The organism is Pararhodobacter zhoushanensis, assembly GCF_025949695.1.
In the GTDB taxonomy this organism is placed as follows: Bacteria; Pseudomonadota; Alphaproteobacteria; order Rhodobacterales; family Rhodobacteraceae; genus Pararhodobacter; species Pararhodobacter zhoushanensis_A.
The window spans coordinates 1,567,053-1,582,128 of the sequence record NZ_JAPDFL010000001.1; the positions used below are offsets into that span (position 1 = coordinate 1,567,053).

The 15,076-nt window shown below is 66.2% G+C and carries 15 protein-coding genes; 9 read left to right on the top strand and 6 right to left on the bottom strand.

What is annotated here, in order from left to right:
• The first annotated feature begins 61 nt into the window (after window positions 1-61).
• From OKW52_RS23270 to OKW52_RS07820, 5 genes are all read left to right on the top strand, one after another.
• Window positions 62-442, top strand: a complete 381-nt coding sequence (locus tag OKW52_RS23270) for a BufA1 family periplasmic bufferin-type metallophore (RefSeq protein WP_406622200.1) — start codon at window positions 62-64, stop codon at window positions 440-442.
• Window positions 443-511: 69 nt separating this feature from the next.
• On the top strand, window positions 512-1,369 hold the full coding sequence (gene bufB, locus OKW52_RS07805; RefSeq protein ID WP_264417214.1) for an MNIO family bufferin maturase: 858 nt from the start codon (window positions 512-514) through the stop codon (window positions 1,367-1,369).
• Complete coding sequence (locus tag OKW52_RS07810) at window positions 1,353-2,087, top strand: HvfC/BufC N-terminal domain-containing protein (RefSeq protein ID WP_264417215.1); 735 nt, start codon at window positions 1,353-1,355, stop codon at window positions 2,085-2,087. The genes bufB and OKW52_RS07810 overlap by 17 nt, the downstream gene beginning before the upstream one ends.
• A complete protein-coding gene (locus OKW52_RS07815) occupies window positions 2,084-2,563 on the top strand; it encodes a DoxX family protein (protein ID WP_264505204.1) in 480 nt (159 codons plus the stop codon). Before OKW52_RS07810 ends, OKW52_RS07815 begins: the two co-directional genes overlap by 4 nt.
• Window positions 2,564-2,756: 193 nt before the next feature.
• A complete protein-coding gene (locus tag OKW52_RS07820) occupies window positions 2,757-4,178 on the top strand; it encodes an amidase family protein (protein ID WP_264417217.1) in 1,422 nt (473 codons plus the stop codon).
• Window positions 4,179-4,295: 117 nt separating this feature from the next.
• On the opposite strand, the gene OKW52_RS07825 is transcribed toward OKW52_RS07820, so the two are convergent.
• The 3 genes from OKW52_RS07825 to guaD all read right to left on the bottom strand — a co-directional run bounded on the left by OKW52_RS07825 (window position 4,296) and on the right by guaD (window position 7,458).
• Complete coding sequence (locus OKW52_RS07825; RefSeq protein ID WP_264505205.1) at window positions 4,296-5,450, bottom strand: M20 aminoacylase family protein; 1,155 nt, start codon at window positions 5,448-5,450, stop codon at window positions 4,296-4,298.
• A gap of 171 nt (window positions 5,451-5,621) precedes the next feature.
• The gene (locus tag OKW52_RS07830) at window positions 5,622-6,095 is read right to left on the bottom strand and encodes a hypothetical protein (RefSeq protein WP_264417221.1); all 474 of its coding nucleotides are present in this window, start codon (window positions 6,093-6,095) and stop codon (window positions 5,622-5,624) included.
• Window positions 6,096-6,168: 73 nt separating this feature from the next.
• The gene (gene guaD, locus OKW52_RS07835; protein ID WP_264505206.1) at window positions 6,169-7,458 is read right to left on the bottom strand and encodes a guanine deaminase; all 1,290 of its coding nucleotides are present in this window, start codon (window positions 7,456-7,458) and stop codon (window positions 6,169-6,171) included.
• Window positions 7,459-7,617: 159 nt separating this feature from the next.
• Between guaD and OKW52_RS07840 the strand changes: the two genes are divergently transcribed.
• On the top strand, window positions 7,618-8,526 hold the full coding sequence (locus OKW52_RS07840; RefSeq protein WP_264417224.1) for a LysR family transcriptional regulator: 909 nt from the start codon (window positions 7,618-7,620) through the stop codon (window positions 8,524-8,526).
• A gap of 171 nt (window positions 8,527-8,697) precedes the next feature.
• Entirely contained in the window at window positions 8,698-10,572 is a 1,875-nt protein-coding gene (locus OKW52_RS07845; RefSeq protein ID WP_264505207.1) for a Hint domain-containing protein, read from the top strand.
• A gap of 287 nt (window positions 10,573-10,859) precedes the next feature.
• On the opposite strand, the gene tpiA is transcribed toward OKW52_RS07845, so the two are convergent.
• A complete protein-coding gene (gene tpiA, locus OKW52_RS07850; RefSeq protein ID WP_264417229.1) occupies window positions 10,860-11,591 on the bottom strand; it encodes a triose-phosphate isomerase in 732 nt (243 codons plus the stop codon).
• A gap of 185 nt (window positions 11,592-11,776) precedes the next feature.
• Here tpiA and ilvD point away from each other — a divergent pair, with 185 nt between their 5' ends.
• The gene (gene ilvD, locus OKW52_RS07855; protein WP_264505208.1) at window positions 11,777-13,618 is read left to right on the top strand and encodes a dihydroxy-acid dehydratase; all 1,842 of its coding nucleotides are present in this window, start codon (window positions 11,777-11,779) and stop codon (window positions 13,616-13,618) included.
• Window positions 13,615-14,121: a GNAT family N-acetyltransferase gene (locus OKW52_RS07860; protein ID WP_264505209.1), complete on the top strand. Its 507-nt coding sequence runs from the start codon at window positions 13,615-13,617 to the stop codon at window positions 14,119-14,121. Before ilvD ends, OKW52_RS07860 begins: the two co-directional genes overlap by 4 nt.
• A 143-nt stretch (window positions 14,122-14,264) precedes the next feature.
• Here OKW52_RS07860 and OKW52_RS07865 read toward each other — a convergent pair whose 3' ends face one another.
• Window positions 14,265-14,660, bottom strand: a complete 396-nt coding sequence (locus tag OKW52_RS07865) for a HesB/IscA family protein (protein WP_264417231.1) — start codon at window positions 14,658-14,660, stop codon at window positions 14,265-14,267.
• Between the two features lie 5 nt (window positions 14,661-14,665).
• A complete protein-coding gene (locus OKW52_RS07870) occupies window positions 14,666-15,034 on the bottom strand; it encodes an SUF system Fe-S cluster assembly protein (protein WP_127104757.1) in 369 nt (122 codons plus the stop codon).
• Window positions 15,035-15,076: the final 42 nt, after the last annotated feature.

Consider the following 15,076-nt stretch of genomic DNA (forward strand, 5'->3'; position numbering starts at 1 on the left):
GCGTCTGCGTCCTGAACGGCAGGCCCGCAACGAATGCGGGGCCTTTTCAGGGAGCTACCTCATGACCAAACACACCCCGATCCTTGCCGCTTCGATCGCCGCCGCCCTTTCGCTGGCTGCGACCGGCATGGCCGCTGCCGACGACATGGCGCAAGAGCGTTGCTATGGCGTGTCGATGGCCGGCGCGAATGACTGCGCCGCCGGTCCCGGCACCAGCTGCGCGGGCACGTCGACCATCGACTATCAGGGCAACGCCTGGACCCTGGTTCCTGCCGGCACCTGCGCAACGATGGAAATCCCGGCCGACGGTATGGGCCACGCCCGCATGGGTGCGACGGCCGAGCAGCTGGAAGCCGGTGGCTACGGTCCGGGCATCAACCGCGATCTGCCGCCGTCGCTGGCCTCGGACATCGCCGACACCTACATGCCGACGATGATGTAACCCCGCTGGCCGCCCTGGCCCGGTGCCGGGGCGGCCGCTCTCCTGACGTTTGACCGCAGGACCGATGCCATGTTCGCCTCCCCCGATTTCCGCCTTCCCGCCGCACCCGGTCTCAGCTTCAAGCCCGAGCATTTCGCGCAGGCGATGCAGGCCGCACCTGCGCTGTTCTTCGAGGTTCACGCCGAGAATTACATGGGCGCGGGCGGTGCTCCGCATGCCATGCTTGAACGGTTGCATGCCGATCACGCGCTCTCCATCCACGGGGTCGGTCTGTCGATTGGCGGGGCAGGGCCGCTTGACCCTGATCACCTCAAACGCCTGCGCCGTCTGCTGGACCGCCACCAGCCCGAAAGTTTTTCCGAACATCTGGCGTGGTCCTCGCATGGCGCGGACTGGCTCAACGATCTGCTGCCACTGCCCTACACGGATGAAACCTTAACCACGATCTGCGCCCATATCGATCAGGCGCAGACCGCGCTGGGCCGCCGCTTGCTGCTCGAAAACCCGGCCACCTATGTGACCTTCGCCGCCAGCACCTGGCCCGAGGCCGACTTCCTGCGCGAGATCGCCCGCCGCAGCGGCTGCGGGTTGTTGCTCGATGTGAACAACGTCTTCGTCTCGGCCACCAACCACCGCACCGACCCGCGCGCCTATCTCGCCGATTTCCCGCTGGAGCAGGTCGGCGAGATCCATCTGGCCGGCCACGAGGCCGAAGCGCTGCCCGATGGCCCCTTGCTGATCGACAGCCATTCGCGCCCGGTGGCCGACCCGGTCTGGACGCTCTACGCCGAGGTGCTGGCCCGCACCGGCCCGCTGCCCAGCCTTGTGGAATGGGACAACGATGTGCCCGGTTTCGATACCCTGCTGGCCGAGGCCGCCCGCGCCGAGACCCTGCTGAGCGAGGCCTGCCATGCACACGCCGCCTGACCACGCCACCACGCAGGCCCGGCTGCACGCCGCCCTCTGGTCACCCCAGACCCCCGCAGGGCTGGGTGAAGCGCAGGCTCTTGACCGCCGCTTCGCCGTCTACCGCAACAACGTCCAGCACGGCCTCAGCCGTGCCCTCGCCGCCCGCTTCCCGGTCATTGAGCGCCTCGTCGGGCCTGACTTCTTCGCCGCCATGGCGCGCGTCTTCGCCGCGCAGCACCCGCCGCAAACCCCCGTCCTGCTCGACTGGGGCGATACCTTCCCCGCCTTCCTCGCCACCTTCCCCCCGGCGCAATCGCTGCCCTACCTGCCCGATGTCGCCCGTCTGGAAGGGCTGCGCGGCCAAGCCTATCACGCCGCCGACGCCCCCAGTGCCGATCCCGCAGCACTGGCCACCGTTGATCCTGCGCGGCTCCTGCTGACCCTCGCCCCCTCGGTCCGCGCCTTCGACGCACAGCACCCCGCCGTCAGCCTCTGGCACCTTAACCAGCCCGGCGCCCGGCCCGTACCCCTGCCCAAGGGCCCGCAATACGCCCTCATCGCCCGCACCCCCGGCTTCGCCGTCACCGTCGAGCCGCTGGGCAAAGACCAGCACACCATCCTCACCCACCTGCTGCGCGGCCAGCCCTTCGCCAGCGCCGCCATCACCGACCCAACCCCGCTGCTGGCCCTGCTCATCCGCCACCAGCTGATCGCCCAGATCGGAGAGATTCCATGACCGAGACCACCCTGTCCGCCCCCGGCGCCGCACCCGCCACCGGCCTGCGCCCCCGCATCCGCGCGCTCAACGCGCTGGCCGGGCGTCTGATGCCCAAAGACCTCGTGCAGCTTGCCGCGCGGCTCTTCGTCGGTATCGTCTTCTGGCAATCGGCCCGCACCAAGGTCGACGGGTTCATGATCAAGGACCAGACCTATTATCTGTTTGAAAACATCTACAATATCCCGCTGATCCCCGCCAACTGGGCCGCGGTGATGGCCACCATTGGGGAACACAGCCTGTCGGTGCTGATCATCCTCGGCCTCGCCAGCCGCTTCTCTGCCGCTGGCCTTCTCGTCATGACCGCCGTCATCGAAATCTTCGTCTTCCCCGAGGCCTGGGTTCTCCACGGCACCTGGGCCGCCAGCTTGCTGGCCGTCCTCGCCTACGGTCCCGGCCGCCTTTCGCTCGATCACCTGCTCAAGCTCGACAGCTAACTCTCTTTGCTCTGAAAATATCCCGGGGGGCAGCGCCCCCGAGGCGCGCGGCAGGGGCTCGATGCCCCTGCCGCTCGCCACCCGCTCGCCAAGGCCCCAAAGCCAGACCGTTTTCCGCCACCTCAGCCACACTCCCATTGCACCCGCCCCGCCCGCGCCTCTACTCTGCGCGCTCCCAACCCCGGAGCCGCCGATGACCGACACCCCCCTCTGGCAACTCAGCGCCACCGAACTCTCGGCCCTCACCCGCGCCGGTGATGTCAGCGCCGTTGAGGCCACGCAGGCCGCCATCGACCGGATGCACGCCGTGAACCCGGGCCTCAATGCCGTTGTCGTCGATCTTTCCGAGGCCGCGCTCGCCCGTGCCCGCACGCTTGATGCCTCCGACACGCCCAAAGGCTCCCTCCACGGCGTGCCGATCACCATCAAGATCAACGTCGACCAAAAGGGGCAGGCCTCCTCGAACGGCCTGCTCGCCCTCAAGGATCACAGCGCGGGTGAAGACGCGCCTTTGGTGAAAAACCTGCTCGACGCGGGGGCCATCATCATCGGCCGCACCAACACGCCCGAGTTCTCCTTCCGCGTCGATACCGACAACCCGCTGCATGGCCGCACCCACAACCCGTGGGGCCCGCATCTCAGCGCTGGCGGCTCGTCGGGCGGGGCAGGGTCTGCCGTTGCCGCCGGGATCGGTGCTCTGGCGCATGGCAATGACATCGCCGGATCGCTGCGCTACCCGGCCTCGGCCAATGGCGCGGTGACGGTCAAGCCGGGCCTGGGCCGCGTCCCCGCCTGGAACCCCTCGCAACCGGCCGAGCGCGGCATGCTGGCGCAGGCGATGTCGGTGCAGGGGCTGATCACCCGCTCGGCCCGCGATCTGGCGCTGGCCATGCCCGCGATGATCCGCCCCGATCCGCGCGATCCGTTCCATGTGCCGCTGCCGTGGAAAGGTGCTGCGCAGGACGGCCCGGTCAAGGTCGGCTTCACCACCGAAACCCTGGACTTCCCGCTGCACCCCGAAGTCGCCGCCGCCCTCACCGACGCCCGCGAGGCGCTCACGGATGCGGGCTATGTCGTCGAAGACATCACGCCCCCTGCGCTGCGGGATCTCGCCGACTGCGCGATCCGCGCGCTGATGACCGAAACGCAGGCGATGATGGCGGGCGACATCCAGCGGCTGGGCTCGGACACCGTCAAAGGCATCTTCGCCGAGTATTTCGCCACCTTCCAACCCTACGAACCCGAAGACTACCTGCGCACCAGCGCCAAACGCACCCATTTCGCCCGGCAGTGGTCGCTGCTGCTGCACGATTACCCGCTGGTCCTGACCCCTTTCCTGCCGCAACCCTTCTTCGCACCGGGGCGGGACGCACAGGGGCCTGAGGGCGTGCAAGAGGTTCTTGGCTCGGCGATCTGGTCCACCTCGATGAACTTTATCGGCCTGCCCGCCGGCAATGTTCCTGCCCGCCTTGCCGCGCTCGACAGCGGCACGCAGCCAATCGGCGTGCAGATCGTCGGCCGCCGCTGGCGCGAGGATCTGATCGTCGAGGCGATGACCGCCATCGAAGAACGCGTCGGCCCCATGGCCCCGCGCCTGTGGTCGCGCATGGGTTAAGCCTGCGCCCCTCTTTGCTCGAAAAATATCCCGGGGGCGGGGCCGCAAGGCCCCGGCGGGGGCAGCGCCCCCGGCGCGGGCGGCAGGGGCTCGATGCCCCTGCCGCCCGCCACCTGCTCACGCAGCGCCGCGCGCTTCCATCATCCGCGCCAGCATCGCCGCCCCCAGCGGCAAGGACGCATCGTCAAACACATAGCCCGCGTTGTGCAACGGCACGCCGCTGCCATGGCCGACCGTGCAATAAGCGCCCGGCACGACCTGCAGCATGTCAGCGAAATCTTCAGACCCCATGACCAGCTCGGTCTTCTCCATCGCCAGATCGCCGACCAGCCCGGCCGCCACCCCCAGCATCGCCTGCGACAGCGTCGGATCGTTTTCCAGCACGTCGAACACGTTGCGCATGTCCAGCGTGACCGTGCAGCCATAGGCGACCGCCGCCCCGTCGCACAGCGCCTGCATCCGCTCGGTGACCAGCGCCGCCGTTTCGCGGTTGAAATAGCGCACGGTGCCGGCCAGCGTGGCTTCGCCGGGGATCACGTTATAGGCGCTACCTGCGTGGATCTGGGTGATCGACACCACGATTCGCTCACCCGAGGGCACGTTGCGCGCCTTGATGCTCTGCATTTGCCCGACCAGGTCGGCGGCGATGACCACCGGGTCGACCGCGGCCTCGGGCATCGCCGCATGCGCGCCCTTGCCGGTGACCGTGATGTCAAAGAAATTCGCCCCCGCCATCGCCTGACCCGGTTTCACGCCGATCTCGCCGGGTTGGTGGAAGGGCGAGTTGTGCAACCCGTAAATCTCGTCGCAAGGAAATTGCGTGAACAGCCCGTCCGCGATCATCGCGCGCGCACCGCCGAGGCCTTCTTCGGCCGGCTGGAAGATGAACACCGCCGTTCCGGCGAAATCGCGGTCCTCGGCCAGATAGCGCGCGGCGCCCAAGAGCATGGTGGTATGCGCGTCATGGCCGCAGGCATGCATGACGCCGGGGGTTTTCGACGACCACGGCAGGTTGGTCTGCTCGTCAATCGGCAGCGCGTCCATGTCGGCCCGTAGCCCGATGGTCTTGCCGGGGCGGTTGCCCTTGAGCACACCGACCACGCCGGTCTTGCCCAGCCCCGTCGTCACCTCGATGCCCAGCCGCGTCAATTCTGCGGCGACGATGCCCGAGGTTCGGACCTCCTGAAAGCCCAGCTCGGGGTGTTCGTGCAGGTCGCGGCGGATGGCGGTGAGGTCTTCGGCAAAGTCCTGAATGCGGTGGGGAATGGTCATGGCGGCTCTCCTGTTTGCGCGGCAGGCTGAACGGCAGCGGCGGGGAAAGCAAGGGGAAGCATCGCCCTGATCAAACCTGTCCCACGATGGGACATGCTTTCCTCGCCAATAATTTCAAAGGCTTGCTGAAAATATTAACCTTCAGTCAAGACTTCCGTCCTGCCAGCCCCCTCACTCCCGAGGGAACATCCCCTGTCTGAAGGCGGCGCGGATCGCGTCAGCAGGGCAGGGTTGCGGATAGGAGACGACCGGGTCGTTGGCCGCACCTTCGGTCAGCGTTTCCGCCCGCAGGGCCTCGCCTTCGAGAAGGAAGCGGGTAACCTGCTGGAACTCGACCGGCCCGTCGCCGTTATCGACCCAGCCGGTGCAGGTCATACTGTCGTCAGCGTTGGTCTCGCAGGTGCGTTCGGAATCGAGCCACAGGGCCGTGGTTTCCTGTGCCTCGACCAGCAGAAAGCTCTGGGCCGAGCCGTCCGCGTAGACCAGTGAGAAGCCGGTTTCGCACGAGGCTGCCAAGGCGGCGGTGTCCAGACCGGGTTGGTCGGGATAGGCCCAGAACCCCGGTTCCATCTGCGCCAGTGCCGGGAGCGGGATGAGAAAGGCGGCGACTATCAAGGGGGTGCGGGCAAATCGAGAGAGACGCATGGGACGATCCTGTCTTCTGTAAGGTTGCGCCCAGCCTGTCAGTCCTGACTCCGCGTGTCGAATAAGAACTCTGTCAACGCGGGCGCGACGGGGTTCCGGCGACATAGGTTTCCACCACGCTGCGGTCGTCGCCAAGGATCAGCAGCGAGAACAGCTCGTCCTTGAGATCCTGCGCCGCCTCCATCCTGAGCGCCTGTTCGGGCGTCGCGCGGCTGTCGAGCACCACGAGATCCGCCTCGGTCCCGGCCTCGAGCGTACCGATCCTGTCCGTCAGCCCCAGCACATCGGCATTCCCGCGGGTGATCCACCAGAAACCGCTGAGTGGGTCCAGACTGCGTCCCTGCAACTGCGCAATCGCATAGGCCGCGCCGCCGGTCCTGAGCATCGACCAGCTCATCCCGGCGCCAATATCCGTGGCAATCCCGCTGGTCGCCCCCTTGGCCGCCAGCGCCGCCTCATCGAACAGGCCTGAGCCGAGGAACAGGTTCGACGTCGGGCAATGCACCGCGTGCGAGCCGGTTTCGGCGATCACGTCGCGTTCGCGGTCGCTGAGATGGATGGCGTGGCCGAGCAGCGCCTTGGGACCGAGCATGCCATAGCGGGCGTAGATATCCAGATAGCCGTCCGCCTGCGGGTAAAGCGAACAGGCGAAGGCGATCTCGTCGCGGTTTTCACTCAGATGGGTCTGCACATGGCACTCGGGATGCTCGGCGATCAGCGCCTGTGCGGCTTCCATCTGCGCGGGGGTCGAGGTGATCGCGAAGCGCGGCGAGATGGCGTAGAGCGCGCGACCCTTGCCGTGCCAGCGCGCAATCAGCGCCTTGCTGTCGTCATAGCCGGTTTGCGGCGTATCCTGCAGCGCCTCGGGCGCGTTGCGGTCCATCAGCACCTTGCCGCCCAGCATGCGCATGCCGCGTTTCTCGGCCTCACCGAAATAGGCCACGACCGAGGCCGGATGCACCGAGCAGAAGGCCGAGGCGGTGGTGGTCCCGTTGCGCAGAAGCAGGTCGTAAAACAGCCCGGCCATCCGGTTGGCATGGGCGGGATCGGCAAAGCGGGTCTCGGCCGGGAAGGTGTAGGTGTTGAGCCAGTCGAGCAGCTGCGCCCCCCACGAGGCAACGATCTGGCCCTGCGGGAAATGCAGATGCGCGTCGATGAACCCGGCGGTGATCAGATGCGGGCGGTGGTCCGTCACAGGCACGCCCGCCGGGGCGACCACGGCGAAATCGCCGGTCGCCACGATCAGCCCGTCGCGGATATGGACCGCGCCATCCTCATACCACTCATAGGCCGAATGATCGCCGACACCCTCAGGGCGGCGGCGGAAAGTCAGCACCCGCCCGCGCAACACGCGTTCTGTCATGGTCCGGCTCCTTGGATCAGCGCAGAACAATAGGCGGGTAATTTGGCATGGCAAGCGGGCGAAAGCGTTTGACTGTCTGCTTGCAGCGTTGAAAATCAGGCAGCGATCCGCAGAGATTGTCAACGAAACGGGCGCATTTGCCCGCGTGGGAGCGGATAAATGCCCTATCTCGAAAGCATTCAGGTCTTTGTGCGGGTGGTTGAGCTGGGCTCGATCACCTCGGGCGGGCGGGATCTGCGGCTGACCCCGGCGGTGGCGTCAAAGCGGATCAAGGAACTTGAGACGCGGCTGGGCACGCGCCTGCTGAACCGCACAACGCGCAAACTGGTCCCGACCGAGGCGGGTCGGCTGTTTTATGAACATGCCCGCAGCGTGGTCTCTGCGCTCAACGACGCCGAAGCCTCGCTTGCCGGGTTCGAGGGGCGGCCGCGCGGCACCATCCGCGTCACCGCCCCGCTGGGGGTCGGGCGGCGGGTGATCGCGCCGCTGGTGCCGCGCTTTTGCGACCTGTTCCCCGAGGTTGACGTGCGCCTGCGCCTGTCGGACCGGCGGGTCGATCTGTTCGAGGACGAGCTCGATCTGGCCTTTGTGCTGGGCACGCCGCAAAACTCGGCCCTGACCCTGCGCAAGATCGCCGATTGCCCGCGCCTGCTCTGCGCCGCGCCCGAGTATCTGGCACGGCAGGGCACGCCGCTGGTGCCGCAGGATCTGCTGGATCAGGGGCACAACTGCCTCTTGCTGCGCTATCCGCGCTCGCCCGAGTATTTCTGGGTGCTCGAGACGCCGCAGGGTCCGCAAAAGCTGGAAGTCAGCGGGCGCTATGACGCCGACGAGGGCGATGTGCTCTTGAACTGGGCGCTGGACGGGCGGGGCATCGTGATGAAACCGCTGTTCGAAGTCGCGCGCCATCTGGACAGCGGGGCGCTGGTGCCGGTGCTCGAACAGACGCCGCCGCTGCCGGCGGTATTTGGCTGTCTGTATCCGCACCGAAAGCTGCAAGATCCCAAGATCCAGCGTTTCATCGACTTCATGCAGCGCCATTGCCGGGCGGCGCTGGAGACCTTCTAACGTGCAAAGACTGTTTCTGCCTGCCCCATAAATGCCCAGTTTCGGGCCGAACTTCCGCATAGTTTCGCATGATAAATGCAACACCAAAGCCCTTGTTTCGCGTCAGGTGAGCAGGGCCCGGCGTAACGGGAAGAGGGGTACAGTCACCCCGTTTGTACAAGGGATGAGACCATGAGCGTAGTGTCGAACGTCTCCGGCAGTGTGTATGCCTATTCGGGCAGCCTGCTGGATCTTTACGCAGGAAACCTTCTGGGCGCGAGCGTGCTGAACGCGGTCGGCGGCGGTGTGGATGCCGAGTTCAGTGACAACAACGGTCAGCTGACGGCGGACGAGAGCGGGACGACCACGGTGTCGGTTGACGGCGGTGCGGATCTGCCGATGACATACCTTGGCACGGGGACCGTGGCGACGATCTCTGTGGTCGGGCTGGAAATCGACCCGCGGACGGTGATGATCTTCGAAGTCGGTGGCCAGATCTATCTGCACGCGCCCGATGGCCTGCCGATTCTGAGCTCGCTGTCGGTCTCGTTTGATGTGGATCCGAACGCGCCCTTCGATCTTACCGCAGCGCCGGACGGGGCGGTTGACGGGCTCGACACCGGCGAAGTGATGAATGTCGGCTACGTCGATCTGCAAGGCGATGACTTCACCAACACCGGCTCGCTGGTGAATGCCCATGGCGGTGACGACACGGTCTATGGCGGCCTTGGCGACGACACGATCAACGGAGGTGCCGGTGCCGATTCGCTCTTTGGCGGCGACGGCAACGACCTCCTGAATGGCGGTCTGGACAATGACACGATCTGGGGCGATGCGGGCGATGATACGCTCAATGGCAATGAGGGTGACGACAAGCTGATCGGCGGCACGGGCAATGACCTGCTGGACGGCGGCGACGGCGACAACCTGATGTTCGGCGACAATGTCGACGGCGATACCGGCGGTCTGGAGCCGTCGGATCCGCCCGAAGTGGGCTATGGCAGCGACACGCTGGTCATGGGGACCGGCAATGACACCGCCTATGGCGGATCGGGTGACGATTTCTTCCACGTCTTCGACGATTTCGGCAATCACCAGATCATCGGGGGCGAAACCGGCGAGACGCTGGGCGACAAGATCGACGCCACGCCGATGACCCAGGATACCTCGGTCGTCTATACCGCCGACGAACAAGGGACGATGGACAACGGCACGAACATCGCTGACTTCTCGGAAATCGAGCGGCTGTTCCTCGGCTCGGGCGACGACAACGTCGAGGTGATCACCTCGACCACCGGCTTTGTCCATGGCGGGTCGGGTTTTGACACGCTGGTCCTGCCGGACCCCGCGCCGGGCGATCCCGCGCCGGTGGTGACGGTCACCAGCGAGATCGACAACGGTGACGGCACCACGTCGAAGACCGGCTATGTCGATTTCCCCGATGGCTCGCGCATGGATTTCGAGAGCTTCGAAGAGATCATCTGCTTCACGCCCGGCACCCTGATCGACACCACGCGGGGCCGCGTCGCGGTCGAGGACCTGGTGATTGGCGACAAGGTCCTGACCCGCGACCATGGCTACCAGGACCTCACCTGGACCGGGCGCCGCGACCTGACGCAAGCCGAGCTGGCATCCTGCCCGAGCGCCGCGCCGATCCGCATCAAGGCAGGCGCGCTGGGCCGTGATCTGCCCGAGCGTGACCTCACCGTCTCGCCGCGCCACCGGATGCTGGTCACCGGCGCCCGCGCCGAGCTGATGTTCGGCGAGCGTGAAGTGCTGGTCGCCGCCGCCGACCTGCTGGGTCTGCCGGGGGTCGAGCAGGTCACCGAGGGCGCGGTCAGCTACATCCACGTGATGTGCGAGGCGCACCAGATCATCCGCGCCGAGGGCAGCTGGACCGAAAGCTTCCAGCCCGCCGAAGCGGTGATCAACGCGCTGGAAAGCGAAACCCGCGCCGAACTGCTCGGGCTGTTCCCGGAACTGGCGACGCAAGCGGGCCGCGACAGCTTCACGGCTGCCCGCCCGGTGCTGACCGGCGCCGAAGCGAAAACGCTTTTCGCCGCCTGAGGCAGCGGCGATCGGGAAGAGAAAGGGCTGCCCGCGCGGGCAGCCCTTTTGCGTGGCGGCCCGCTTTGAGCACCCGGGCAGGCGGGTGCGGCGCTCGGGCCCATCGAGGGCCCTCGCGCCGCGCGGGGGCGCTGCCCCCCACCGGGCCGTTCCGGCCCGCCCCCCGGGATATTTAGGGAGCAAAGAAGGGCGTTAACGAAGGGTTAACCGCGCTTTCTTTGCTCTGCAAATATCCTCGGGGGTGAATTCGGCTTTAGCCGAAGAGGGGGGCTGAAGGCCCCCTTTTTTCAGGCCTCTTGCAAGGCGGCGATGATCTGGCCGAAGTCTTCTGCTTTCAGCGAAGCGCCGCCAACCAGCGCGCCCTCAACATTGGCCAGCGCAAAGATCGTTGCGGCGTTGCCGGGGTTGACCGAGCCGCCATACAGCAGCCGGATCCCGGCGTCCGGGGCCTTGTCGCGCAGGAAGGCGTGCACTTCGGCGATCTGCTCGGGTGTCGGCGTGCGGCCGGTGCCAATGGCCCAGACCGGCTCGTAGGCGACGACGGTGTTCTGCGCGCTGGCGCCTTCAGGTAGCGATCCGGCCAGTTGTGCGCCGATCACTGCCAGCGTCTCGCCTGCATCGCGCTGAGTTTCGGTTTCCCCGACACAGACCACCGCGATCAGCCCGGCGGCCCAGGCCGCCTGCACCTTGGCGGCGACCATGGCCGAGGTCTCGCCATGGTCCGCGCGGCGCTCGGAATGGCCGAGGATCACATAGGACGCACCGGCATCGACCAGCATTTCGGCCGAGATATCGCCGGTATGCGCGCCCTTGACCGCTGCGTGGCAATCCTGCCCGCCGACCGCGACGGCACTGCCCAGCATCGCCTGCGCCATCGGGGCCAGCAAGGTGGCCGGCGGGCACAGCAAGACATCGACCGTGGGTGACGGGTGGGCACCCGCCAGTGCCATGGCTTCGGCCAGTTGGGGCATGCGCCCGTTCATCTTCCAGTTCCCGGCGGCGAGTTTGCGAAGGCTCATCTGTGTCTCCCTATTCTGGCCCATAGTTAACCCGATGCACCCCCCGGGGCCAAGCGCGCATCCCCCCTAACCCTTGATCCCGCCCCGGTGACGCACGATTTCTGAGGGATCAGGTGGCAACCTTCCTTGTCCAAGCCGCCCGATCTGCGCTATTTAGCGCCGGACACAGCCATGAGGACCACAGCATGCCGCATTACCGTTCCCGGCGATCCACCCACGGGCGCAACATGGCCGGGGCCCGCGGGCTCTGGCGCGCCACGGGCATGACCGACAGCGATTTCGGCAAGCCGATCATCGCCGTGGTCAACAGCTTTACCCAGTTCGTGCCCGGTCACGTGCACCTCAAGGATCTGGGCCAGATGGTCGCCCGCGAGATTGAGGCCGCCGGTGGCGTCGCCAAAGAGTTCAACACCATTGCGGTCGATGACGGCATCGCCATGGGCCATGACGGCATGCTCTATTCGCTGCCCTCGCGCGAGCTGATCGCCGACAGCGTCGAATACATGGTCAACGCCCATTGCGCCGATGCGATGGTCTGTATCTCGAACTGCGACAAGATCACGCCGGGCATGATGATGGCCGCCATGCGCCTCAACATCCCGACGATCTTTGTGTCGGGCGGGCCGATGGAGGCCGGCAAGGTGCAGATCGGCGATCTGGTCAAGTCGGTTGACCTGATCGACGCGATGGTCGCCGCGGCCGATGACAAGTATTCCGACGCCGAAGTGGACGAATACGAAAAGAACGCCTGCCCGACTTGTGGCTCGTGCTCGGGCATGTTCACCGCCAATTCGATGAACTGTCTGGCCGAGGCGCTGGGTCTGGCACTGCCGGGCAATGGCTCGATGCTGGCCACGCATGCCGACCGCAAGGAGATCTTCCTTGAGGCCGGTCGCCGCATCGTCGACATCACCAAGCGGCATTATGAGGGCAACGAGGCCGGGCTTCTGCCGCGCGAGGTTGCCACCTTCGAGGCGTTCGAGAACGCGATGAGCCTCGACATCGCCATGGGCGGGTCGACCAACACCGTGCTGCACCTTCTGGCCATTGCCTATGAGGGCAAGGTCAACTTCACCATGGATGACATCGACCGGCTCAGCCGCAAGGTGCCGGTGCTGTGCAAGGTCGCGCCCTCGGTCGCCAATGTGCACATGGAAGACATCCACCGCGCCGGTGGCATCATGGGTATCCTGGGCGAGATGCACCGCGGCGGGCTGCTGCATGGCGATGTGGCCACCGTGCATTCGGCGACCATGGCTGAGGCGATCGCCACCTGGGACATCAAGACGGCGAACGACCCCAAGGTGGACCAGTTCTACCGCGCTGCCCCCGGTGGTGTGCGCACGACGCAGGCGTTCAGCACCGACAACCGCTACAAGGAACTGGATTCCGACCGCAAATCGGGCGTGATCCGCTCGGTCGAGGAGTCCTTCTCGAAGGATGGCGGGTTGGCCGTGCTGTTTGGCAACATCGCGCTGGACGGTTGCATCGTGAAGACGGCGGGCGTGGATGATTCCATCCTGAAGTTCAACGGCACCGCCAAGGTTTACGAATCGCAGGACGACGCGGTCTCGGCGATCCTGACCGGCAAGGTGGTCGAGGGCGACGTGGTGGTGATCCGCTACGAGGGGCCGCGCGGCGGGCCGGGGATGCAGGAAATGCTGTATCCGACCAGCTACCTCAAGTCCAAGGGGCTGGGCAAAGCCTGTGCGCTGCTGACGGACGGGCGTTTCTCGGGCGGCACGTCAGGGCTGTCCATCGGCCATGCCTCGCCCGAAGCGGAAGAGGGCGGGCTGATCGGGCTGGTGGAAACCGGCGACCGGATCGAGATCGACATCCCCAACCGCTCGATCAATCTGGCGGTGGATGACGCGGTTCTGGCCGCCCGTCGCGAGGCCAAGGGGCCGCTGCCGTGGAAACCGGCGGCTCCGCGCAAGCGTGAAGTGTCGACGGCGCTCAAGGCTTACGCGATGCTGGCCTCGTCGGCGGCCAAGGGCGGCGTGCGGATCCTTCCCGGCGAGGAATGAGCGCGGGGTTTACCCTCAGACACGCCATCTCCGCCGATGCGGCGGGGATGGCGCGCGTGCTGCAGGCACTGGTCGCCAGCGGCCAGCGCAGCCGCCCGGCGACGGTCGAGCATGTCCTGTCCCATTACATCGAAGATCCCGAGCGTCTGTCCTGCCTGCTGGCGGTTGACGCTGATGGCACGGTGCTGGGCTTTCAGTCGCTCAAGCGGGCCAGTGCCGGCAATCCCTATGGCGTGACGCCGGGGTGGGGCATCATCGGCACCCACATCGCCCCGGACGCCGCGCGGCGCGGGATCGGGCGCGGGCTGTTCGGCGGGCTGTTCGAGGGGACGCGCGCAACGATCCTGCGCGAAGGGTTGCCGGGTGTGGATGCCTCGATCGGCACCCGGAACGCGCAAGCGCTGGCGTATTATCACGCCATGGGCTTTCGCGATTACGCCACCGGCCCGGGCGTGCAGCGCAAGGCGTGGCACCCGGAACATAGCAATACCACTAAAATTTGACCTAAATCCGCGCCTCTTTGCTCCCCAAATATCCCGGGGGGTGATCGGCGTCTCGGAAACGCGCCAGTGGCGCGTTTCAGCCGAGAACGCCGCGCCCGTGGCGCGGCTGTCGGGGGCTGGCCCCCGGGCGCGCGCAAAGGGTGTTACTCGGCGGCCTTGCTCGCCGCGTCCATGCGGGCTTTCAGCGTCTCGACATCGTCGAACTTGACGCTTTCGCCACAGCCGCAGGCGTCCGACACGTTGGGGTTGCGGAACTTGAAGCCCGCTTCCAGCAGACCGACCTCATAGTCGATCTCGGTGCCGAACAGGAACATCTGCGCCATCGGTGCGATCAGCACGCGGGCTGAACCCTGCTCGATGATCTCTTCATGCGCCGCGATCTCGTCGGCGAAATCCATCGTGTATTCCATGCCCGCACAGCCGCCTTTCTTGACGCCGATACGCAGGCCCATCTTGCCCTGCGACGCCATCAGCCGGGCGACGTGGCGCTCGGCGGCGGGGGTCAGGGTGACGGGGGATTTTCCGGGGATGCCGAACATAGTTTTTACATGAATCCCAATTCGAGGCGGGCCTCATCCGACATCATATCCATGCCCCATTGCGGATCAAAGGTCATGTCGATGTCGACGTCTTGCACGCCGGGCACTGCGCCCACCGCGTCTTGCACCCAGCCGGGCATTTCGCCAGCGACCGGGCAACCCGGAGCGGTCAGGGTCATGATGATCTTGACCTTGCTCTCAGGGTCGATGGTGACGGTATAGACCAGCCCAAGGTCATAGATATTGACCGGGATTTCCGGGTCAAAGACCGTGCGGCACGCGTCAACCACCGCTTCATAAAGCGGGTGGTCCGTGGTGGAAGGCGCGATCAGCGGGCTGCCTTCGGCCGGGGTGGTGTTCTGCGACGCGTCCATCCGTCTCTCGGTTCCTGTAATTCCTGACCGAAGATATAGGAT

What these genes read in the sequence shown, in the direction of transcription:
- OKW52_RS23270 (WP_406622200.1), top strand. Translation starts at nt 62, where the DNA reads ATGACCAAACACACCCCGATCCTTGCCGCTTCGATCGCCGCCGCCCTT.
- bufB (WP_264417214.1), top strand. Translation starts at nt 512, where the DNA reads ATGTTCGCCTCCCCCGATTTCCGCCTTCCCGCCGCACCCGGTCTCAGC.
- OKW52_RS07810 (WP_264417215.1), top strand. Translation starts at nt 1,353, where the DNA reads ATGCACACGCCGCCTGACCACGCCACCACGCAGGCCCGGCTGCACGCC.
- OKW52_RS07815 (WP_264505204.1), top strand. Translation starts at nt 2,084, where the DNA reads ATGACCGAGACCACCCTGTCCGCCCCCGGCGCCGCACCCGCCACCGGC.
- OKW52_RS07820 (WP_264417217.1), top strand. Translation starts at nt 2,757, where the DNA reads ATGACCGACACCCCCCTCTGGCAACTCAGCGCCACCGAACTCTCGGCC.
- OKW52_RS07825 (WP_264505205.1), bottom strand. Translation starts at nt 5,450, where the DNA reads ATGACCATTCCCCACCGCATTCAGGACTTTGCCGAAGACCTCACCGCC.
- OKW52_RS07830 (WP_264417221.1), bottom strand. Translation starts at nt 6,095, where the DNA reads ATGCGTCTCTCTCGATTTGCCCGCACCCCCTTGATAGTCGCCGCCTTT.
- guaD (WP_264505206.1), bottom strand. Translation starts at nt 7,458, where the DNA reads ATGACAGAACGCGTGTTGCGCGGGCGGGTGCTGACTTTCCGCCGCCGC.
- OKW52_RS07840 (WP_264417224.1), top strand. Translation starts at nt 7,618, where the DNA reads ATGCCCTATCTCGAAAGCATTCAGGTCTTTGTGCGGGTGGTTGAGCTG.
- OKW52_RS07845 (WP_264505207.1), top strand. Translation starts at nt 8,698, where the DNA reads ATGAGCGTAGTGTCGAACGTCTCCGGCAGTGTGTATGCCTATTCGGGC.
- tpiA (WP_264417229.1), bottom strand. Translation starts at nt 11,591, where the DNA reads ATGAGCCTTCGCAAACTCGCCGCCGGGAACTGGAAGATGAACGGGCGC.
- ilvD (WP_264505208.1), top strand. Translation starts at nt 11,777, where the DNA reads ATGCCGCATTACCGTTCCCGGCGATCCACCCACGGGCGCAACATGGCC.
- OKW52_RS07860 (WP_264505209.1), top strand. Translation starts at nt 13,615, where the DNA reads ATGAGCGCGGGGTTTACCCTCAGACACGCCATCTCCGCCGATGCGGCG.
- OKW52_RS07865 (WP_264417231.1), bottom strand. Translation starts at nt 14,660, where the DNA reads ATGTTCGGCATCCCCGGAAAATCCCCCGTCACCCTGACCCCCGCCGCC.
- OKW52_RS07870 (WP_127104757.1), bottom strand. Translation starts at nt 15,034, where the DNA reads ATGGACGCGTCGCAGAACACCACCCCGGCCGAAGGCAGCCCGCTGATC.